The sequence below is a fragment of the Saccharomonospora amisosensis genome, assembly GCF_011761185.1.
Lineage (GTDB): Bacteria > Actinomycetota > Actinomycetes > Mycobacteriales > Pseudonocardiaceae > Saccharomonospora_A > Saccharomonospora_A amisosensis.
Map to the genome: position 1 here is coordinate 4543894 of NZ_JAAOYM010000001.1, position 20609 is coordinate 4564502.

At 68.5% G+C, this 20609-nt stretch carries 22 protein-coding genes; 8 read left to right on the forward strand and 14 right to left on the reverse strand.

The features are described 5' to 3' along the window. Window positions 1–12 precede the first annotated feature (12 nt). Window positions 13–324 (reverse strand): hypothetical protein, encoded by a 312-nt coding sequence (locus FHU38_RS27535; RefSeq protein WP_167174654.1) that lies wholly within the window; start codon window positions 322–324, stop codon window positions 13–15. Between the two features lie 323 nt (window positions 325–647). Between FHU38_RS27535 and FHU38_RS22060 the strand changes: the two genes are divergently transcribed. Together FHU38_RS22060 and FHU38_RS22065 are read left to right on the forward strand one after the other, a co-directional pair. Then, on the forward strand, window positions 648–1616 hold the full coding sequence (locus FHU38_RS22060) for a purine-nucleoside phosphorylase (protein ID WP_313886853.1): 969 nt from the start codon (window positions 648–650) through the stop codon (window positions 1614–1616). A 207-nt stretch (window positions 1617–1823) separates the two neighbouring features. Continuing rightward, window positions 1824–2417: a hypothetical protein gene (locus FHU38_RS22065; protein ID WP_167174659.1), complete on the forward strand. Its 594-nt coding sequence runs from the start codon at window positions 1824–1826 to the stop codon at window positions 2415–2417. A gap of 40 nt (window positions 2418–2457) precedes the next feature. Here FHU38_RS22065 and FHU38_RS22070 read toward each other — a convergent pair whose 3' ends face one another. Then, window positions 2458–3270: an exodeoxyribonuclease III gene (locus FHU38_RS22070; protein ID WP_167174662.1), complete on the reverse strand. Its 813-nt coding sequence runs from the start codon at window positions 3268–3270 to the stop codon at window positions 2458–2460. Window positions 3271–3319: 49 nt separating this feature from the next. Here FHU38_RS22070 and FHU38_RS22075 point away from each other — a divergent pair, with 49 nt between their 5' ends. Both FHU38_RS22075 and FHU38_RS22080 read left to right on the forward strand, forming a co-directional pair. Further along, a complete protein-coding gene (locus FHU38_RS22075) occupies window positions 3320–4078 on the forward strand; it encodes an MBL fold metallo-hydrolase (RefSeq protein WP_167174665.1) in 759 nt (252 codons plus the stop codon). 5 nt (window positions 4079–4083) lie between these two features. Further along, window positions 4084–5574, forward strand: a complete 1491-nt coding sequence (locus FHU38_RS22080; protein WP_243852730.1) for a serine hydrolase domain-containing protein — start codon at window positions 4084–4086, stop codon at window positions 5572–5574. A 2-nt stretch (window positions 5575–5576) separates the two neighbouring features. Here FHU38_RS22080 and FHU38_RS22085 read toward each other — a convergent pair whose 3' ends face one another. Next, window positions 5577–5900, reverse strand: a complete 324-nt coding sequence (locus FHU38_RS22085; protein ID WP_313886885.1) for an SH3 domain-containing protein — start codon at window positions 5898–5900, stop codon at window positions 5577–5579. On the opposite strand from FHU38_RS22085, the gene FHU38_RS22090 reads away from it, so the two are divergent. Then, complete coding sequence (locus tag FHU38_RS22090) at window positions 5866–6009, forward strand: hypothetical protein (RefSeq protein WP_167174671.1); 144 nt, start codon at window positions 5866–5868, stop codon at window positions 6007–6009. The two genes, FHU38_RS22085 and FHU38_RS22090, sit on opposite strands and share 35 nt — an antisense overlap. 8 nt (window positions 6010–6017) lie before the next feature. Here the strand turns inward: FHU38_RS22090 and FHU38_RS22095 are convergent, their stop codons facing one another. The 6 genes from FHU38_RS22095 to FHU38_RS22120 are packed head-to-tail and all read right to left on the reverse strand — an operon-like array spanning window position 6018 to window position 12739. Next, entirely contained in the window at window positions 6018–7172 is a 1155-nt protein-coding gene (locus FHU38_RS22095; RefSeq protein ID WP_167174674.1) for a vWA domain-containing protein, read from the reverse strand. Beyond that, a complete protein-coding gene (locus tag FHU38_RS22100; RefSeq protein ID WP_167174677.1) occupies window positions 7162–8043 on the reverse strand; it encodes an AAA family ATPase in 882 nt (293 codons plus the stop codon). Before FHU38_RS22100 ends, FHU38_RS22095 begins: the two co-directional genes overlap by 11 nt. A gap of 23 nt (window positions 8044–8066) precedes the next feature. Continuing rightward, window positions 8067–8972: an XdhC family protein gene (locus FHU38_RS22105; RefSeq protein WP_167174680.1), complete on the reverse strand. Its 906-nt coding sequence runs from the start codon at window positions 8970–8972 to the stop codon at window positions 8067–8069. Continuing rightward, the gene (locus FHU38_RS22110; protein ID WP_167174683.1) at window positions 8969–11347 is read right to left on the reverse strand and encodes an aerobic carbon-monoxide dehydrogenase large subunit; all 2379 of its coding nucleotides are present in this window, start codon (window positions 11345–11347) and stop codon (window positions 8969–8971) included. Before FHU38_RS22110 ends, FHU38_RS22105 begins: the two co-directional genes overlap by 4 nt. After that, a complete protein-coding gene (locus FHU38_RS22115; protein WP_167174686.1) occupies window positions 11344–11856 on the reverse strand; it encodes a (2Fe-2S)-binding protein in 513 nt (170 codons plus the stop codon). Before FHU38_RS22115 ends, FHU38_RS22110 begins: the two co-directional genes overlap by 4 nt. A gap of 1 nt (window position 11857) precedes the next feature. Then, complete coding sequence (locus tag FHU38_RS22120; protein ID WP_167176403.1) at window positions 11858–12739, reverse strand: FAD binding domain-containing protein; 882 nt, start codon at window positions 12737–12739, stop codon at window positions 11858–11860. A gap of 96 nt (window positions 12740–12835) precedes the next feature. Here FHU38_RS22120 and FHU38_RS22125 point away from each other — a divergent pair, with 96 nt between their 5' ends. Next, window positions 12836–13774, forward strand: coding sequence for a LysR family transcriptional regulator (locus FHU38_RS22125; RefSeq protein WP_167174689.1), 939 nt, complete (start codon window positions 12836–12838; stop codon window positions 13772–13774). A 40-nt stretch (window positions 13775–13814) separates the two neighbouring features. Here FHU38_RS22125 and FHU38_RS22130 read toward each other — a convergent pair whose 3' ends face one another. From FHU38_RS22130 to asnB, 3 genes are all read right to left on the reverse strand, one after another. Then, entirely contained in the window at window positions 13815–14351 is a 537-nt protein-coding gene (locus FHU38_RS22130) for a hypothetical protein (RefSeq protein ID WP_167174692.1), read from the reverse strand. Window positions 14352–14434: 83 nt separating this feature from the next. Then, complete coding sequence (locus FHU38_RS22135) at window positions 14435–15658, reverse strand: NADP-dependent isocitrate dehydrogenase (protein ID WP_167174695.1); 1224 nt, start codon at window positions 15656–15658, stop codon at window positions 14435–14437. Window positions 15659–15884: 226 nt separating this feature from the next. After that, the gene (gene asnB / locus FHU38_RS22140; RefSeq protein WP_167174698.1) at window positions 15885–17408 is read right to left on the reverse strand and encodes an asparagine synthase (glutamine-hydrolyzing); all 1524 of its coding nucleotides are present in this window, start codon (window positions 17406–17408) and stop codon (window positions 15885–15887) included. A 103-nt stretch (window positions 17409–17511) separates the two neighbouring features. Between asnB and FHU38_RS22145 the strand changes: the two genes are divergently transcribed. After that, complete coding sequence (locus FHU38_RS22145; protein ID WP_167174701.1) at window positions 17512–17700, forward strand: DUF1918 domain-containing protein; 189 nt, start codon at window positions 17512–17514, stop codon at window positions 17698–17700. A 361-nt stretch (window positions 17701–18061) separates the two neighbouring features. After that, the gene (locus tag FHU38_RS22150) at window positions 18062–19255 is read left to right on the forward strand and encodes an MFS transporter (RefSeq protein ID WP_167174703.1); all 1194 of its coding nucleotides are present in this window, start codon (window positions 18062–18064) and stop codon (window positions 19253–19255) included. A 25-nt stretch (window positions 19256–19280) separates the two neighbouring features. Here FHU38_RS22150 and FHU38_RS22155 read toward each other — a convergent pair whose 3' ends face one another. Both FHU38_RS22155 and FHU38_RS22160 read right to left on the reverse strand, forming a co-directional pair. Continuing rightward, window positions 19281–19592 carry a DUF3017 domain-containing protein gene (locus FHU38_RS22155; protein WP_167174706.1) on the reverse strand — a complete coding sequence of 104 codons (312 nt, stop codon included), beginning with the start codon at window positions 19590–19592 and terminating at the stop codon, window positions 19281–19283. Continuing rightward, window positions 19589–20443 carry a bifunctional methylenetetrahydrofolate dehydrogenase/methenyltetrahydrofolate cyclohydrolase gene (locus FHU38_RS22160; RefSeq protein ID WP_167174709.1) on the reverse strand — a complete coding sequence of 285 codons (855 nt, stop codon included), beginning with the start codon at window positions 20441–20443 and terminating at the stop codon, window positions 19589–19591. The genes FHU38_RS22155 and FHU38_RS22160 overlap by 4 nt, the downstream gene beginning before the upstream one ends. Between the last annotated feature and the right edge of the window lie 166 nt (window positions 20444–20609).

Below are 20609 nucleotides of genomic sequence, written 5' to 3' on the forward strand. Positions count from 1 at the left end.
GCGTGTGACCTATTACTCGCCGGAGCGGGAATAAGCCGGGACGTCGGCGGCGGGCTCCGCCATCGCGACGACCTGCGCGCGCGCCTTCCTGCGCTGCCGAACCACACCCGCGGCCATACCCAGCACACCCAGGACCACCGCGACGAGACCGACTGGCCCGAGCAGCCCGAACGTCATCGCGTTGGGCTCTGCCTGCGCGGCGGAGGCAGTGCCTGCCCCTATGACCAGGAGAAACGCCATCAGCGCCTGCACGGCGACCAGGGCCGCGCCGCCACGGAGCACGCGTGCGAGCGGCCGTGACTGCTCGCTGACTGGGTTGCGCACCGGAGTGCCTCCCGAATGTGAGTCTGCCGTTGTGTGCGGACCTTCACCCAATCGAGTGACTGTCGCCCTTGAGGAAGCTACCGATCGTGTCAAGGTTTGGTCACTTTCATCGGGGCGCGGGTGAGATTAGCGGTCTCGCCGAAGGCCCCTACTTCCGGGTCGGCACTCAGCAGGCGTCACCCGCGCGAGCTCGACACTTCCGGGGCGCCGAACAGGCAGGACGCGCCGAAACGACCGACCATGCCCTTCAGTCGCTGCGTTGGGAGATACCTGTGTTGCGTTCCGCCTCCGTGAGATCGTGGCCGCGCCGACTGAGTGCCGTCGTGTTGACCGCCGTGCTCGTGGCCATCGCCGCGCCGACCTCCAGCCCGGTGGCGGACGGCGGCCCGGAGCCACCGCAACCAACGCAGCCGCCGGAGCCGGCGACCGGCCCGTTCCCGGTCTCGGTCCTGGTCATCACGATGTTCGGCGAGGAGATAACGCCGTGGCTGGAGAACGAGCGCCTCTCACACAAGATCGGTGTACCCGGCACGTACGGCCCGCTGCGCTGCGACGACAGAGGGCTGTGCGTCGCCGGTATCGGTGTCGGCAAGGCGAACGCGGCGGTCAGCATGATGTCCATGCTCGATAGCCCCGAGCTGGACTTCAGCAACGCGTACTTCATCACGGCGGGAATCGGGGGCACGCCACCGGACGAGGGAACCCTCGGTTTCGCGGCATGGGCCCGCTGGGTCGTCGACTTCGATCTGGGCCACCATCTGCTTCCGGAGTCCGCCCCCGAGGTGCCGCAGGGCTACCTGCCGTTCGACGCCGACGGCACCAACGTGTTCCGGCTCAACGACGAACTCGTCGACCTGGCCTACAAGCTCACCAAGGACCTGGAACTGGCCGACAGCGCCGAGGCCGCACGCAACCGGAGCCGCTACCCCGGCCAGCGCGACCAGACCCCGTACGTCGACGTGTGCGACACCATCACCGGCGACGACTACTGGGCCGGAGAGGAACTGTCCGAGCGAGCCCAGTACATCACCGAACTGTGGACGCAAGGGCAAGGCACCTACTGCACGACTCAGATGGAGGACACCGCGGTGGCGGCCGCGCTTTCGGCACGAGGCCGACTCGACCGGTACCTGTCACTTCGCACGGCCAGCGACTTCGATCAGCCCTACCAGGGGCAGAGCATCACCGAACTGCTTTCGGAGTTCCCCGGCTACGAGATCGCGGTGACCAACGCCTACCTGGTCGTGTCCACGGTGGTGGAGGAACTGCTCACCTGTCCACCGAACAACTGACGGCCTCGGCCGAAGCGCAGCCGCCGGTCCAAGGAGCCGTGACAGGGACGTGGTCGCGCCTGCCGTAGCTCTCGGCCCGCTCCACCACCGAGGCGCACACGCGCGCGAGTGACTCGACGGCGAGTGGCGGGCGGCTCACCAGCGCCTGATCCGTGTCAGGATGATGCACGACGAACCGGCTGAGAAACCGCTTGGAGCCCTGAACTAATGGCGGTCACCGCTGATGACCTTCACGCGGCGCTCGACAGCGTCGCGACGGCACTGCGTCCCGCGACCGACCGTGACTGGACCGCCTCCAAGGGAACCGGGGAATCGGATTGTTGGCACACGGCTGAACACCTCGGCGACTGCCTACTCTCCTACGCCGCACAACTGGTCGCCCAACCAACCTCTCGATTTGTACGTTTCGAAGCCGCCGCGGACAAGGATGCTTCCCCGGCCGAGGTGCTGGAGTTCGCCATCGCGGGCGGAATGATTCTCGCCGCGACCGTGCGAAGCGCCGCACCCGATGCCCTCGCTTACCACCCAACCGGGATGAGCGACCCTGAAGGTTTCGCGGGAATGGGCTGTGTCGAGGCGCTCGTGCACGGCGAGGACATCGCGCGAGGGCTCGGCCTTCACCTCGACCCACCGCCCGACGTGTGCGCCCGAGTGCTGGCCCGGATGTTCCCGCACAGCAGCGCCGACATCTCCGGTACCGATCCGTGGACAGCCCTGCTGTGGGCCACCGATCGAATCGACCTACCTGGCCGCGAACGGCAAACCGGTTGGCGCTGGCATAGTGCACCGCTCAACGCGTGACCGCGACACCGTCTCCATGCCTACCGGAGCGCCGGCCGGTTCAGCCGCCTGCGGGCGGCCAGTCAAAGGTCGCCGTGACGGGCGCGTGGTCGCTCCAGCGCTTGTCGTAACTCTCGGCCCGCTCCACCACCACTGACGTGCACTTCTCAGCGATACCCGGTGTCGCGCAAACCAGATCGATCCGCCAGCCCGAGTCGTTGTCGAACGCCTTGCCCCGATACGACCACCACGTGTACGGCCCCGGCCCTTCGGGGTCGAGCCTGCGCTGCACGTCCACGTAGCCTGCCTCGTCGAACACCCGGCTCAGCCATTCGCGCTCATGCGGAAGGAAACCGGAGTTCTTCCTGTTGCCCTTCCAGTTCTTCAGGTCGATCTCGGCGTGCGCGATGTTCCAGTCGCCGACCACCAGCACCTCACGCCCCCGTGATTCGGCGTTGCCGCGCAACTCGGCCAGGTACGGCAAGAACGCCTTCATGAACCGTTCCTTCTCCTCCTGCCTCGGGGTGCCGACGTCACCGCTTGGCAGATACAGGCTGGCCACGACCAGCCCTGGAAGGTCCACCTCGAGGTACCGGCCGCTGTCGGCGAACTCCGGCTCGCCGAATCCCACCCGTACCGCCTGCGGCTCTGTCCGGCTGTAGACGGACACGCCGTTGCGGCCCCTCACCGAACAGTCCGCGTGCGCGGCGTACCAGCCCCGCGGCCGAGCCAGTTGGTCCGGCAGACTGTCCGGCGAGGCCCGCACCTCCTGACAGGCCACCACGTCGGCGCGAGTGGCGGCAAGCCACTCGACGAACCCCTTCTTGGCCGCGGCCCGCAGGCCGTTGACGTTGACTGTGGACACGGTCAGCACGCCCGGCAGGTTACTCGCCCACGTCCCTTCGGACTGGCACACTCTGTCCATGACGCGGCCCATAAGGCGGCCCGCCACCCGGCTCACCGTGCTCGGTGGCTGCGGCGCCTGGCCGGAACCCGGCCGGGCTTGCAGTGGTTTCCTGCTTGAACACGACGGGTTCCGGGTCGTACTCGACCTCGGCTACGGGACCGCGTCGCGGCTGCTGGGGCGCTGCCCTGGCGGCGAGGTCGATGCCGTGGTCGTCACCCACGAGCATCCCGATCACTGCGTGGATCTGAGCGCGCTGGCCAGGGTGCGTTACTACGCCGGTTCCAAGGCGTTGCCGCTGTACTGCCCACCCGGTGTCGTGCGCGTGCTGCGCGAACTCGAGCGAAACCCGGACCCCGGCGAGGTGTTCGACCTTCGCACCCCACCCACCGCACCCGCGACGCGGCCGCTGGGCCCTTTCCAGCTCACGACGATCGCGCTGCCCCACCACGTGCCGAACCTTGGGGTGCGGTTGACCACCGCCGAGCACGCCATCGCCTACACCGGCGACTGCGGATCTTCTCCCCTCCTCGCCGAACTGGGCCGCGACGCGGATCTGTTCGTGATGGACGCCACGCTGTGGGAGCCCTCCGGCGAGCCGCACTACCTGATGACGGCAGAGGAAGCCGCGGGTTGGGCGAAGCGGGCGGGCGCCAAGCGCCTGCTGTTGACGCATTTCTGGCCGGGCACCAATCGCGATGTCGCTGTGACGCGAGCTCGCGCGGTGTTCCCCGGCGAGGTGCTGGCCGCCGATGAGGACACGGTGGTGGCACTGTGAGCAGAATGGTCGTGCTGCTGGCAGCACTCAGCACGCTGATCTGGCTTGTCCCGCGAGCCGCCGCGCAGGAGCGGCCTGCGGACATCGACGCGCTGGTGAACGCCGCTATGGAGGCCAACGTCGTCCCTGGAGTCGCGGTGGCGGTGGTGCGCGGCGGCGACGTGCTTCAGGTACGCGGCTACGGCACGGCGGGCGACGATCGCGACGTCTCCCCGGACACCCCGTTCCTCGCCGCCTCGCTGAGCAAGTCGTTCACCGCGACCGCCGTGTTGCAGCTCGCCGACGAGGGCAGGGTGGAACTGGACGCGCCGGTGCGGCGCTACCTGCCGGGGTTCACCACCGCCGACGCCGACCGGGCCGGGCGGATCACGGTGCGGCACCTGCTCAACCACACCAGCGGGATGGCCGACACCGGCTTCGCCGAACGAACGCTGCCGCAGCCGGAGTCGGTGCGCGAGCGGGTGGCGAGCCTGCGGACCGCGAGGCTGGTCAGCGACCCTGGCGAGGAGTTCCACTACTTCAACCCGAACTACGCGGTGCTGGCCGGCGTCGTCGAGGTCGTCTCAGAAATGCCGTTCGCCGAGTACCTGTCGACGCACGTGCTCGATCCGCTAGGCATGTCCGGCACGACCAGCGTGGTCACAACGGAACAGCTCGACGAGCGCGCGCCGGGCCGGGCACGCGGGCACGTGGTGGCGTTCGGTACGGCATTCGGGCACGACGAGCCACCCGGGTACCTCGCGGGCTCCGGCGGCGTCGTCACCAGCGCCTCGGACATGGCCAACTTCTTGCGCATGCAACTGGGCGCGGGAGTGTTCGAGGGCAAGCGGCTTCTCAGCACCGAGGCGGTCACACTGATGCACACCCCGGCGAGCGGCAGCGACTACGCGATGGGTTGGGTGGCACGCGAAGGTGAACCGGACTGGCTGGAACACACCGGCGTGCTCACCACCGCATACGCCGAGCAGGTGCTCGTACCGGCAACCGGCGTCGGCGTGGTCGTGTTGACCAACTCGAACCACGCGCTTTCCGGCATGGCGGGACTGGCGCACCGGATCGCATCCACCGTCCAAGGCGGACAGCCGGATGATGGCGGGCCAGGACTGCGGGTACTCGGCTACTCACTGCTCGCCGTCACCGTGCTCGCAGCGGGGCTGCGATCATGGCGGCTGGCACGAATTCGGCGGTGGCGACCCGTAAACCGAAGGCCGAGGCGGCGGTTGCCACAGCGGCGACCGTGGACACTGTGGACACTGTGGACACTGTGGGCACTACAGGCGCTGTGGGCACTGTGGATGCTCGCGCCGCTGGCCGTGCTTGTCGCGCTCCCCCGGTTGACCACCGCGTTCAGTGACCGGGTGTTCGGTTACCGGCAACTGTTCTGGGCGATGCCGGACGTGTTCGTTCTGCTCGCGGTCGCCGCACTCACCGGTGTATCACTGCTGGTGACTCGCGGGGTAATCCTGTTGCGCATGCGGCGCGGGAGCGGAAGCTGACCTCAACCGCAGCTGGCGCCCGAGACCGGTTCGAGAAACTCATCGGCCGCCCAACGGCTCTCGTCGATCTTGCGAAACCCGTTGCGCACCACCGGATGCGCTTCGGTCTCGGCATCCTGCCTGAACTTGCCGACGATCTCGGCATCCATCCCGGGCCCGGCCCTAACGTTGAGGATGTCCGCGGTGACCTTCACGCGGCAGTCCTGTCCGCCTGACCCCGACTGCGCCTCGGACGGGCTCTGGTCGGAGCCCATCGAGTAGATGAGCACGACCCCGATCAGAACCGCAAAGATGACCAACGTCTTCTTCGGTATTCCCAGCACCACGTTCGTGCTCCTTGTGTACTGCGACAGGCGCTGCGAGCAGAGTAGGGGCAAACCCGGCGGCGGGGACAGGGCCAACTGGTCCAACCACCCGCTCGCGGCAATGCTGTGATCGAATAGTCACTTTCGGTCAGCAGCGATGGCCTCGACCAGCTCACCGATGGCGTCCAACCGGTGTGCGCTCACTACCGTCGCGCAGTGCGGCCATGCCGCCGCCATCCCGCCCGCGAGCGGCCGGTACCCCGGTTTCGCCGTGCGCGGGTTGACCCACACCACCCGGTAGGCAAGCCGGGCGAGTCGCGCCATCTGCTCGCCGAGGAGTGCGGCGTCACCCGCTTCCCACCCGTCGGAGATGACGACGACCACCGCCGAGCGCGCCATGCCTCGTGCGCCATGGCTTTCGAGGAACTCGCGCAGGCTCTCCCCGATGCGGGTGCCGCCCGACCAGTCGGGCGCGGCCTGCCCCGCCTCCCGTAGCGCCGTGACCGGATCGGCGGCCAGCACGTGGGTGAGCCGGGTCAGCCGGGTGGCGAACGTGAACACCTCCGCTTCGGCGCCTCCCGCGGCGGACACCAGCAACTGCAGCATGGCCCGCGCGTGTGCCTGCATCGAACCCGAGATGTCACACAGCACCACCAACCTGCGCGGCTTCAGCCGCTGCTTCCGCCTGCGCAACAGCACCGGTTCCGCGCCGGTTCGCCGCGCCCTGCGCAGCGTCTCCCGCATGTCGAACTGCCGTCCCGCCGCGGCCGCCCGGTGTCGGCGCGAACGACGCAGCGGTGTCGCGATGCGAAACCGCCGCATCGCCTCGACCAGCGAAGCCAGCTCATCGGGGTCCAGTTCGGCGAAGTCACGGCTGGCAAGGCGCTCCACGGCCGCTCCCAGTGTCGGCGTGCGCACCTCGCGCCCGTCACCGTCGCCCCTTCGGCCGGCCTCGCGGTGGCCTTCCCGCTCGCCCGGCGGCGAGGCCTGCTGTGCGGTCCGGGCCGCCGACGAATCAGGTGCCGCGTCGGTCCCGGTCCGCGTCGCCGACGCCGCGCGTGATGGCAACTCGACCCCGAGCTCACCGAATACGCGGTCGAAAACCCGGTCGAGCAGTTCGACATCGGAAGGGTCCGCCGTCAACGTGGCCAGGGCACACCAGTACAGCTCGTCGGCCGTCCTTGGCGAAACGGCTACGACGGAGCGGGCGAACCGGGCCGCGCGATCGGCGCCCACCGGCAGCCCCTCCGCGCGCAACGCCGCGCACAGCCGCGCGGACAGCTCAGCCAGCATCGCCGGCGATCCTCGCCAGACCGGCCGCCTCAACGGCGGCACGATCCTCCTCGTACTTCAGCACCGCGCCCAAGGTGTGGCGCATCGAGCGCTCGTCAACGTGCTCGATACCGAGCGCGTGCAGCGCCGCGGCCCAGTTGATGGCCTCCGCGACCCCAGGTGGCTTGTAGAGCCGCAGCTCACGCATGCGCTCGACCACACCTGCGACCCGCTCCGACAACCAGCCGGTGGCCTCGGGCACCCGCAGCCGGATGATCGCGGCCACCCGCTCGGCGTCGGGATGGGCGATCCAGTGGTACAGGCAACGACGCTTCAGCGCGTCGTGCAGCTCGCGGGTCCGGTTCGACGTCAGCACCGCGATCGGGGGCACGACCGCTCTGCGCGTACCCAACTCCGGGATCGTCACCGTTGATTCGGCGAGCAGTTCGAGCAGGAACGCCTCGAACTCGTCGTCGGCACGATCCACCTCGTCGATCAACAGCACCGCCGGGCGTGGACCAGGATGGTCGATCGCCGCGAGCAGCGGCTTGGCAAGCAGGTAGTCATCGGTGAACAGGTCGGCCTCGGCCACCCGCGTGCCACCGGCCTCGGCGAGCCGGATCGCCAGCAGCTGGCGCGGGTAGTTCCACTCGTACAGCGCGTCGGCCGACGCCAGACCCTCATAGCACTGCAACCGGATGAGCGGGGTATCAAGCACCCGGGCCAGCGCCTTGGCCGCCTCGGTCTTACCGACGCCTGGCTCGCCTTCGAGCAGGATCGGCTGCGCCAGACGTACGGCCAGGAACAGGGCCGTGGCCAGCGCGTCGTCGGTGAGGTACTCGGCCTCCTCCAGCGCCCGCGCCAGCGAACCGACATCAGCGAACTCCGACACTCACCGCTCCCTTCGCGGTACCGCTAGCCAGGCAAGGTCTGCAGGTAGCGGGAGGGGTCGTCGGCGAACGCCTGCCCGCAGCCGGGACCGCAGAAGTAGTAGCGCGTGCCGTCTTGCACGGCCTGCGGGGTCGTCGCGGTGATGGCGACGCTCATCCCGCACACCGGATCGGTGGCCTCGGCCACCCCGGCGCTCACCTCCGGTTCTCCCGTCGAGGTGCGGGGGCGCTCGGCGAGCAACTGCGCGTACACCGACAGCGCGACCTCCTCCGGAGTGCGCGCCCCGATGTCCAGCCCGGCGGGAGTGTGCACCCGGCCTGCGTCCGGCTCGTCCAGTGCCGCCAGCACAGCCCGGCCCCTGCGCGGGCTGGCGATCAGTCCGATGTAGTCGACCCCCGCCCGCAACGCGGCTCGCAGCACTTCCTCCTCGTCCCTGCCGTGAGACGCCACCACCACCGCCGCGGTGTCGGTGGGCAGCGACGGCAGCGTGTCGCTGTTTCGGCGCACGTCGTAGCCGAGTGCCGCGCCCACCTCCTCCAGCGCCCGCGCGATGGGCGCGGCGCCGAACACCTCCACCAGCAGCGAAGGCAGTTGCGGCTCCAGGAAGATCTCCAGCGTTCCGCCGGAAAGGCATGGGTTGCCGACCGTGAGCACACCCTCCCCCGCCGTCTCCCCCTCGGCTTCAGGGGTGATGCGCAGCAACGTGGACTCGCCGCTGGTCAGCGATCGCATGCCAGCAACCCGAACGGTCGACTCGGCACACGTTCCGCCGACGAAGCCCTCGATGGTGCCGTCGGCGAGCACGAGCGCCCGGTCGCCGGGTCTGGCGCTGGTGGGGCGCTGCGCGCGCACGACGGTCGCGAGCACGAACGGGGTTCGCTGTGCCCGTAGCGACTCGGCGTGCGCGAGCAGCCGCGGTGCTTCCCTCATGTGATCGCCAGGTCGGTCCGTATCGGGTCACCTTGCGTCGCGCGCCACACGGCGGCGGGTGTCAGCGGCATGTCGGCGTGCCGCACACCGTGGGGCCGTAGCGCGTCCACAACCGCGTTCACCACGGCCGCGGGCGAGCCCACCGTCGCGGACTCCCCGATTCCCTTCGCGCCGATCGGGTGGTGCGGCGAGGGAGTCACCGTCTCCCCCAGCTCCCACGAGGGGCACTCCATGGAGGTGGGCAGCAGGTAGTCCATGAACGATCCGCCGAGGTGGTTGCCGTCCTCGTCGAAGGCCATCACCTGCATCAGCGCCATGCCGACGCCATCGGCCAGCCCGCCGTGCACCTGCCCCTCGACGATGATCGGGTTGATCCGCACCCCGCAGTCGTCCACGGCCACGAACTTGCGCACCTTCACCTGGCCCGTCTCGGCGTCCACGTCGACCACGCACACGTATGCGCCGAACGGGTAGGTCAGGTTCGGCGGGTTGTACACGCACGCCGCGTCGAGATGGCCTTCCACGCCTTCGGGCAGCTCCAGGTCGGCGTGCGCGGCCAGTGCGATCTCGGAGATCGTCTTGCTCGCCGAGGGATCGCCCTTGACGAACCAACGTCCCTTTTCCCATTCCAGGTCGTCCGGGCTCACCTCCAGCATCGCGGAAGCCACGATCTTGGCTCGTTCCCGCACCCTGCGCGCGGCCACCGCGGTCGCGGCACCGGAGACCGGGGTCGAACGCGAACCGTAGGTGCCCAGCCCGAACGGCGTCTGGTCGGTGTCGCCGTGCACGACGTCGATGTCGTCGGGGGAGATGCCCAGTTCCTCAGCCACGATCTGCGCGAACGTGGTCTCGTGACCCTGCCCCTGCGTCTGGCACGAAAGCCGCAGCACCGCCTTGCCGGTGGGGTGCACGCGCAACTCGGCCCCGTCGGCCATCCCGAGGCCGAGGATGTCCATGTGCTTGCGTGGCCCCGCACCGACCGCCTCGGTGAAGAAGCTGACGCCGATGCCCATCAGCTCGCCACGTTCGCGCTTGGCGGCCTGCTCGGCACGCAACTCCTCGTAACCCACCTGCTCCAGCGCCAGCCGCAACGCCTTCGGGTAGTCGCCGGAGTCGTACTCCCAGCCCGTCTTGCTCTCGTAGGGGAACTGCTCGGGCCGCAACAGGTTTCGCATCCGCAATTCGGCGGGATCGACCCCGAGGTCGTAGGCGAGCACGTCGACCAGCCGCTCGACGAGGTACACGGCCTCGGTGATGCGGAACGAACACGCGTAGGCCACCCCGCCAGGGGCCTTGTTGGTATAGACGCCGGTGACTTCGCAGTGCGCCGCCTCCAGGTCGTAGGACCCGGTGAAGACACCGAAGAACCCGGCGGGGAACTTCGTCGGCTGTGCGGTGCCGTTGAAGGCGCCGTGGTCGGCGATCACCTTCACCCGCAGACCCAGGATCTTGCCCTCCCGCGTGGCCGCGATCTCGCCACGCATGTGGTAGTCGCGGGCGAAGGAGGTGCTCATCAGGTTCTCCGAGCGGTCCTCCATCCACTTCACCGGCTTGCCGGTGACGATCGAGCCGACGATGGCGCAGACATAGCCGGGATAGATGCCGACCTTGTTGCCGAACCCGCCGCCGATGTCGGGCGAGATGATCCGGATCTTGTGCTCCGGCAGCCCCGCGACCATCGCGTACACCGTGCGGTGCGCGTGCGGCGCCTGCGTCGTGGTGTACATCGTGAGCTTGCCGGTGATCTTGTCGAGGTCGGCCACCGCGCCACACGTCTCCATCGGTGCCGGGTGCACGCGCGGGTAGAGCATGTCCTGTGCGGCGACGACCTCCGCCCTGCCGAACACGTCGTCGGTCGCCGTCTTGTCGCCGGTCTCCCAGTCGAAGATGTGGTTGTCCGTCCTGCCCTCCAGGTCGTCGCGGATCACCGGCGCGTCGGCGTCCAGCGCCTTGCGCGCGTCCACGACGGGCGGGAGCGGCTCGTAGTCCACGTCGATGAGTTCCAGTGCGTCGCGCGCGGAGTAGCGGTCATCGGCGATCACGAAGGCGACTTCCTGGCCCTGGAAGCGCACCTTGTCGGTGGCCAGCACGGCCTGCACGTCGTGCGAGAGCGTCGGCATCCAGGCGAGGTTCAGCCCGGCAAGGGTCTCGCCGGTGATAACGGCGCGGACCTTGGGGTGGGCCTGCGCGGCGCTGGTGTCGACGGACAGGATGCGCGCGTGCGCGTAGGGGCTGCGCAGCACGGCGCCGTGCAGCATTCCCGGCAGCACGATGTCGTCGACGTAGGTGCCGTGGCCACGGACGAAGCGCGCATCCTCCTTGCGGTTCATCGGGCCGTAGCCCATCGGGGTGGGCCGTTCCTCGGTGGCGGTCATGCCTGCACCTCCACGCTCGTGTCCTCGGTGACCGTTTCGCCCTCGGCAGCCGCCTCGTGCTCGGCGGCCCAGCGAACGGAGCGGACGATGTTCTCGTAACCGGTGCAGCGGCACAGCTGCCCGGAAATGGCCTCCCGGATGTCCGCTTCGGACGGATCGGGATTGTGGTCGAGCAGCCAGCGTGAGGTCATCATCATCCCGGGTGTGCAGAACCCGCACTGCAATCCGTGGCACTCGATGAAGCCCTGCTGAACGGGGTCGAGTCCGTCGGCGCGCTCCAGCCCCTCGACCGTCCGCACCGTGTGGCCGTCGGCCATCACAGCCAGCGCCGTGCACGACTTGACAGGGACGTCGTCCAGCCACGCCACACAGGCACCGCAGTTGGACGTGTCGCAGCCCCAGTGCGTGCCCGTGAGGCCGAGCTCGTCGCGCAGGAAGTGCACCAGCAGCATGCGCGGCTCCACGTCGCGGGTGTAGGACTGGCCGTTGACGTTGACCGTGATCTCCATGTCAGGCCTCCTGGTGGTTTCGGCCGCGCCAGCGGCTGAGGGCTTTGCCCAGTGCGCGCGCGGTGAGCGTCGCGGCGAGGTGCCGCTTGTAGTCGACGGGCCCGCGCTGGTCTGCGAGCGGGTTGCAGTGCTGTGCCGCGATCCGGCCTGCCTCGGCGAAGCGCTCCGGCGTGGCTGGTCCCCCGGTGAGGAACTGCTCGGCCTCGGGTGCGTGGAACTGCGGCGCACCCAACGCGGTCAGCCCGATACCGACCTCGGCGAGTTGGTCGCCCTCCAGTCGCAGCGCGGCACCCACCGCCGCCACGGCCCAGTCGCCGGCTCGCCGCTCCACCTTCTCGTAGGCGGAGGCGGAGGAGCGGATGGGCACGCGAAGTTGCAGCAGCAGTTCGTCGGGCTCCACCACGGTCTGGTAGGGGCCGGTGAAGAACTCCCGGACAGGTGTGGTTCTGCGTCCCCGCGGTCCCTGGATCACGGCCTCGGCACGGACCGCGGCGAACGCGGCCGACAGGTCCTCCGAGGGGTCGGCCTGGCACAGCGACCCACCGACGGTTCCCCTGTTTCGCACCACGGGATCGGCGATCATCCGCTCGGCGTCGTGGAAGATCGGGAAGTGCTCGCCCGCGATCGCGGAGTCGAGCAGGTCGGCGTGCCGGACCATGGCACCGACGACGAGTGTGTCCTCCTCGACGCTGATCCTCGCCAGTTCGTCGAGGTCGTTGATATCGATCAGCGCCTCCGGCTGGGCGAGCCGTAGCTTCATCATGGGAATGAGGCTGTGTCCGCCCGCGACCAGCCTGCTCTCCGATCCGTACCTGCCGAGCAGCTCCAGTGCGTGCTCGACACTCGTTGCCTTCTCGTACTGGAACTGCGCTGGTACCTGCATACCGCCGAGGTTCGCCCTGGTCGGCCATTCCGGCAATGGCGGCATAAGGGTCTGCTTATGTAGCCTGGTCCGTGAGGGATGTCACAAGGGAGTGCAATGACACTCGGCCAGCTCAGCGCGTTCGTGCTCGTCGCTCGGCTCGGCTCGGTCACCGACGCCGCACGTGCGCTCGGTGTAAGCGAACCCGCCGTGTCGCAGGCGCTGGCGGCACTACGGCAACAGCATGGCGACAAGCTGCTCGTGCGTACCGCGGGTGGTATGACGCTCACGGCGGGCGGCAAGCGGTTGTTGCCGATCGCCTCGCGCATGGTGGCGCTCGGGGCCGACGCCGAGGCCGCGGTCCGGCAGGCCAACGGCGTGGCCGAACCGCTGAGGGTGGCCGTCACCAGCACCATCGCCGAGTTCGTCGCCAGCCCGCTGCTGGAGGCGTTCGGCAAGCGCACCGGCGGTGGCGTCGAGGTGTCCTCCGGGCTTGCGAAAGTGGGCGAGATGCCGGTGTTGGTGGCCAACCGGCTCGCCGACGCCGCGCTGGGTCCACGGCTGGACGATGCCGAGCTTGACAGCGTTCCGGTGTTTCGGTGCGCGTTGGTGGTGGTGGCCTCGCCGAGGCGACCACCTTCGGGCAACCCCGCGGGTTGGCAGTGGCGGGTGGACCCCTCCGGCACCGATGCCGAAAGCGCCGCCGCGCGGTTGCTGCGCGGCCTCGGCGTCCCCGACACCAGCATCGAGGTGTTCACCAACCAGACAGCGGCCTGGGCGGCGACGGCGAGCGGGGGTGGTGCCTCGATCGCGATCGAGCACCTGGTCGCGCCGCAACTTCGGCGTCACGAGCTGGCCGTAATCCCGACTCCGCTGACCCCGATGCCACTGTGCTGGCACGTGACCACGCCCGCACGCGAGCGTTGCTCGGTAGCGGCGGCCTCGCTGCGGCACTTCCTCGGCACGCCCGGCGCGATGCAGGTGATGCGCTCACCCGGTAGCGGGGTACCGCCGTCGCGGTTCCGGCCTCCGGTGTTCGTCACGATCTGGTCCTGATTTCTGCCCGCCACACACCCGAGCGGCAGGCCGCGCTCCGTCACTGCCGCGCCACCGTGAAGTCCGCGCAACCGGGGCCCGCCACCCGGCCGGTCATCGTGTCCCCCTCCACGGACGCCACTCCGAGATCGACCATCACGTAGCCGTCGGGCTGTTCGATCCACTCCTGCTGCGCGAACACAAGGCCGGTCTCGGTGTTTCGGCCACGCATCGAGAAGCTGCCGGACGGATTCTGCGGCTGGCCGGGCAGCGGGAAGAACCGAAAGACGGCTTCGACCGTGTCACCCTCCGGCGCGGATATCTCCAACTCCATGCCGGTTTCGCCCTGCGAGCACTGATACTGCCCCTGCCACAGACCCTCAAGGCTCGCCAGGTCGACCGGTTCGCCTGCCTGCGGCAACGGACTCTGCTGCGTCGAACTCGGCGCGGTCACCGGGGCTGATGATGACGGTTCAACCGGGTTCGCGGTGGGGTCAGCAGCGCTCGGAGTACCTGCGATGCGCTGGCCGCAGCCTGCAACCGTGAGCACGCCGAGCAGGCACAGCGCCGCGGTGACAGCGCGGATCGTTGTTGACACGCCGCCTGATCCTAGCCGTACGAAGGCCCCGACCGGGTGAACCGGGCGGGGCCTCGCGACAGCTTTCGCGTCAGGCTCTGACGTCAGGCCTTCGCGATCTTGGCGGCGAGGTTGCGGTCCAGCGTGGCGAGAAATTCCTCGGTGGTCTGGTACGGGGTGTCCTTGCCGATGAGTTGGGCAAGGTCCTTGGTCATCTTCCCGCTCTCCACGGTCTCGACCACGACCTGTTCCAGCTTGTTGGCGAATCCGACCAGCTCGGAGTTGCCGTCCAACTTGCCCCGGTGCTCCAGGCCCCTGGTCCACGCGAAGATCGACGCGATCGGGTTGGTGGAGGTCGGCTTGCCCTGCTGGTGCTGCCGGTAGTGACGGGTCACGGTGCCGTGCGCGGCCTCGGCCTCCACGGTCCTGCCGTCGGGGGTGCGCAGCACGGAAGTCATCAACCCGAGAGAGCCGAAGCCCTGGGCGACGGTGTCGGACTGCACGTCACCGTCGTAGTTCTTGCAGGCCCAGACGTAGCCGCCCTCCCACTTCAGCGAGGCGGCCACCATGTCGTCGATGAGCCGGTGCTCGTAGGTCAGGCCCTTAGCGTCGAAGTCGGCCTTGAACTCGGTTTCGAAGATCTCGGCGAAGATGTCCTTGAACATGCCGTCGTACGCCTTGAGGATCGTGTTCTTCGTCGACATGTAAACGGGCATGCCCCTGTCGAGCCCGTACCGCAGCGAAGCGCGCGCGAAATCCTCGATGGAACGGCGGTAGTTGTACATCCCCATGGCGACGCCACCGCCCTCGGGGAACTTCGCGACTTCCAGCTCCATGGGTTCGGAGCCGTCCTCGGGCGTGTAGGTGATCGTGACCGTGCCCGGCCCCGGAACCTTGAAGTCGGTGGCCTTGTACTGGTCGGCGTGGGCGTGGCGGCCGATGATGATCGGCTTGGTCCAGCCGGGTACCAGCCTGGGAATGTTGGAGATGATGATCGGCTCTCGGAATACGACGCCGCCGAGGATGTTGCGGATGGTGCCGTTGGGGCTACGCCACATCTTCTTCAGGCCGAACTCCTCGACCCGCGCCTCGTCCGGTGTGATGGTGGCGCACTTGACCCCGACGCCGTGCTTGGCGATCGCGTTCGCCGCCTCGACGGTGATCTGGTCGTCGGTGCGGTCGCGCTCCTCGATGCCGAGGTCGTAGTACTCGAGGTTGATGTCGAGGTAGGGATGGATCAGCTTCTCTTTGATGAACTGCCAGATAATGCGGGTCATCTCATCGCCGTCGAGCTCGACGACGGTGCCCTCGACCTTGATCTTGGCCATGAGCGGCGGGGCTCCTCTCGCGGATCTTCGCGGTTCGTCTCGGCACGTGGTAGCGGTACAAGCGTACTGGTAAACGAGCGCGAGCGTCCGAGGCATTCGGTTACCCGGTGGTAATGCCCAAACACCCGCGAGTCCCCCGTTCTCGCCCGCGAGTCCCCCGTTCTCGCCCGCGAGTTCTGCGTTCGGAGGGCCTCCCGGCGAGCGCGGGCGCAGTTCACAGGCAGGATCAGGTGGTGGCGAACCTGCCCAGCGTGCGCTCGGGCCGGATACCGGCGAACTCCGCCCGCCAGATCGCGTAGAACGCCGCCTCCTCACGACCGCGCAGCTCCACCCCGTCGGCCGCCGCCACCTCCGGCGAGGAGCGCACGGCTTCCGCGAGCACGTCCTTGGCCCCCGAGCCGTCCCCGAACTGCTCCTTGCCCCTGCTCAGGATCGCCTCAGGCAACCAACCCTCGAAGGCCTCGCGTAGCAGCTTCTTCTCCGCCACACCCGGCCGGACCATCTTGTGTTCGGGCGGGATGGACAGCGCCAGCTCCACAACCTCCCTGTCCAGGAACGGTTCCCGCGCCTCCAACCCGAACGCCATCGACGCGCGATCGCAACGCTGCAGGTTGAGGTGGTGCAACTCCCCGACAGTGCGCACCAGTTCGGCCTGCAACGCGTCGGGGTCGGTGAAGGGCTCCTCGTGGTAGTAGGCGTACCCGGCGAACAACTCGTCCGCTCCCTCGCCGGTCAACACGGCGTGTACCCGCCGCGAGGCGTACTCGGCCAGCAGCAGATTGGGAACGGCGCTACGCACCAGCGACGGGTCGAAGTGCTCGATGGCCCTGACGGCCCTCGGCAACGCCGCGACGGCATTCCTCGGGGTCATCGCGATCTCGTGGTGCTCGATGTTGCCGTGCCGCCGCTGCAGGTACTCCGCGACCGTGCGTGCGGCGGCGAGATCCGAACTGCCGGGCGCACCGACCGCGAAGGTAGGCAACGGCTGGCCGTGTCTCGCCGCGTACTCGGCAGCCACTGCGGCCACGATGGCTGAATCAAGCCCGCCGGAAAGGAACACCCCGACCCCGACATCGCTCATCATGCGGTTCTCCACGGCGGTCACGACCGCCTCGCGCACGGACTTCACCAGTGAGCGCTCCCACACGCCAGGCTCTTCCGCGCGCCGCGCGGGGCGCACATGCGCGGGCACGGTGTCGGCGAACCGCACCAGGCCACCCACCGGGCTCCAGCAGTGCCCCGGCGGGAACGTCTCCACGAGCGGGCGATCTTCGACGTCGAAGGCACGCAGTTCGCTGGCGAAGAGCGTCACCTCATCGCGCCTCACCCAGTAGAGGGGCTTCACACCGAGTGGGTCACGCGCGGCGAGAAAGCCACCGTCCTCGGACGCGAACGCCAGCGCGAACATGCCACGCAGCCTGGCAAGGCCCGCCGGGCCGTCCACGACGAAGGCGTGCAGCGCCGCCTCACTGTCCGACCCGGTCTCGAACAGTTCGTGCCCCAACTCCTCCCTGATGTGTCGATGGTTGTAGATCTCGCCGTTGACCACCAGGTATGTCGTCGAGTCGGCATCGACCATCGGCTGGTGTCCGCCTGCCACGTCCATGATCGACAATCGCTGGTGACCGAGCCAGACACCCGGCCGGTGGATCTCCCCTGAGTCGTCAGGGCCACGGTGGGAGATCCGGTCCAACATGCGTCTACAGGTGTTCACATCGAAGTCGCCGACCGCGGCGACAATTCCACACACCGGTGCCAAGCACCTCCTCGGTTACGACCGAGTGTAGTCGTCGGCGTCGGCTCGCCCGGTTTCGAACGTGCTCCTACCCTGGTCGTTACGGAGGTGGTCAACGATGCGAGCATCCGTAGGAGACCGGATTCGTGTGCACGGACGCACTGTCGGTGCAGGTGAGCGACAGGGCGAGATCGTCGAGGTCCGGGGCGAGAAGGGCCGGCCGCCGTACCTGGTGCGGTTCTCCGACGGCCACGAGGGACTGATGTTCCCCGGTCCGGACAGCGAGGTCGAACGACGCCCGGAGTGATCGACACTGCTGGGAGCGCGGGCCGGTGCCCGGACCACCTCGCGGGTAACGGCCGGTGGGTCGCATCCCCGCCCTGCCCACTTGCGTGACGGTCGGCAGCGGCACCGGCCCGCGACACCCCTCTCCCGGAGCGTGCTGCTCGAACCTGCCGCATCAGCCTTCGGCGAAGGTGGCTGACATCACGGGCTGCCGGAGATGAAATGGCGCCCGTTCTTGGTTGAACTGGACGAGAGACAGATTCAGCAACGACGACGTTCACGCTGATCTGTCTTTCTTTGTGGCCAGTTTCTTGATCGATACAGCCATGATCGATACAGCCACGTGTGTCAACACCAGCACCTCCGTCCCCGAAGGGAGTGTTGTGCCTGTAGCGCTGCTCGCGCTCGCGATCGGTGCCTTCGGCATCGGTACGACTGAGTTCGTCATGATGGGAGTGTTGCCGGAGGCGGCAAAGGACTTCCACATCTCGATCCCGGTAGCAGGACACCTGATCACCGCGTACGCCGTGGGCGTGGTGGTCGGGGCCCCACTACTCACCGCGGCGGCCGTGCGCATGGCTCGTAGGACCGTGCTCATGGCCATGATGGCGATGTTCACCGCGGGCAATGCACTGTTCGCGGTCGCGCCGAGCCACGAGTTCGGTGTGGTGTTCCGCTTCCTGGCCGGACTGCCACACGGCGCGTTCTTCGGAGCGGGAGCCGTCGTGGCGGCCAAACTCGCGGGTGAGCACCGCAGGGCCCGTGCCGTCTCGTTGATGTTCCTCGGCCTTACCCTGGCCAACGTCGTCGGCGTGCCACTCGGCACGCTGCTGGGGCAGCAGGTCGGCTGGCGAGCCACCTTCGGCGTGGTGGCCGCGATCGGTGTGGTCGCGCTCGCCGCGATCGCCAAACTCGTGCCGTACGACGGAAGGCCCGCGGACCCGTCGCTGCGCGGTGAACTCGCCGCGTTCCGGCGGCCCCAGGTGTGGCTCGCACTGGCCGTCGTCACGTTCGGACTCGGCGGCGGCTTCGCCAGCCTCAGCTATGTGACCCCGATGCTGACCGGCGTCGCGGGGTTTGAACCGACCACGGTGACGTTCCTGCTCGCACTCGCCGGACTCGGCATGACAACGGGCAACATCGTGGGCGGACGGCTCGCCGACCGGGCACCGGTGCCCAGCCTTTACGGCGCGTTGTTCGCGCTTGGTGTGGTGCTGGTGCTGTTCACCTTCACCGCACACAGCAAACTCGGCGCGGCGATCACGATCTTCGGCGTTGGGATGACCGCCTTCATGGTCGGACCCATGATGCAGTCGCGAATCATGGAGAAGGCCGGTGGCGCGCCTTCGATGGTTTCCGCGGCCGTGCAGTCGGCGTTCAACATCGCCAACTCCATCGGTGCCTACCTCGGCGGGATGGTGATCGCCGGAGGGTTGGGCCTCGTCTCACCGAACTGGGTCGGCGCACTGCTCGCGGTGCTCGGACTGAGCCTCGCCGGCGTCGCGGGCACGCTGGACCGTCGTGAGGCGCGGCCACAGGTCCAGCCGGAGCCACAACCGCAACCTGCGGCGGCATGACCCGCGGGCGGTCCGCTGGGCTCGATCACCCCAGCGGACCGCCCGTGATGGTCAGCGCGACAAACAAGATCAGCAATCCGAGACCGGCGTAGCTGAGCACGTCGACCACTCGGCTGCGAATGGTCAGCAGCCCGGCCTGCTCATCGGAAAGCGCGGCTCGCAACACCGCGGCCACCAGCAAGGCCCCGCCGATGAGCGCCGCGCCCTGCCGCCAGTGGTACATCGCGATGCGCGCAGCCGCCAGCCCCACCAACGCCAGCACGAGCGCGAACGGCAGGTGGTACAGCAGGCGCCGACGAGTCCGGCGTTCCTTGCCCGTCTCCACGGCCGAGCTCACCGCGCCGCCGCCCGCTCAGCGGCTTCGACGACGTTCGAGATGAGCATCGCCCTTGTCATCGGGCCGACACCGCCCGGGTTCGGTGCGAGGTGACCCGCGACCTCTTCCACTCCCGGCGCGACATCGCCGGCGAGCTTGCCGTCCACTCTCGAAACGCCGACATCGAGCACCGCGGCGCCTGGTTTGACCATGTCCGGAGTGACCAGGCCGGGTGAGCCCGCCGCCGCGACCACGATGTCGCTTCGCCTGACCTCGGCCGCGAGATCGCGGGTGCCGGTGTGGCAAAGCGTCACCGTGGCGTTCTCGGTGCGGCGGGTGAGCAACAGCCCGAGTGTCCTGCCCACGGTGATGCCCCTGCCGATCACCGCGACCCGGGCCCCGTCGAGAGGCACTTCGTAGCGACGCAACAACTCGACGATGCCCAGCGGTGTGCACGGCAGCGGGCCGGGTTTGCCGAGCACCAGCCTGCCAAGACTCACCGGGGCTAGCCCGTCGGCGTCCTTTTCGGGGTCGATGCGTTCCAGGATCGCGCCTGCGTCCAACTGCTTGGGCAACGGCAACTGAACGATGTAGCCGGTGCAGGCCGGGTCGGCGTTCAACTCGTCGAGTACCGCCTCCAGTTTGGCCTGGGAAATGTCGGCGGGCAGCTCCCTGCGGATGGAGTTCACCCCGACCTTGGCGCTGTCGGAGTGCTTCATGCGCACGTAGGCATGCGAACCCGGGTCGTCCCCGACCAGCACCGTTGCGAGACCGGGCGTGATGCCCTGCTCGGCGAGCGCGGCCACCCTGGGCGCGAGTTCGGAAAAGATGGCGTCCTTGGTGGCCCTGCCGTCGAGAATCGTCGCCGTCACGGGACCGATTCTTTCAAAGGCGCCACGGCCCCGCGTCTCCGCATGCGGCGACAGCCCACCGAAGCCAGGATTGCGGCGTTCGAGCGATGTGAGACTGATACCGATCACGTACCGTAGCACTCACGGTCCCTCGTTGGTCTGCTCGTGACCGCACGGTTGCCTCCAT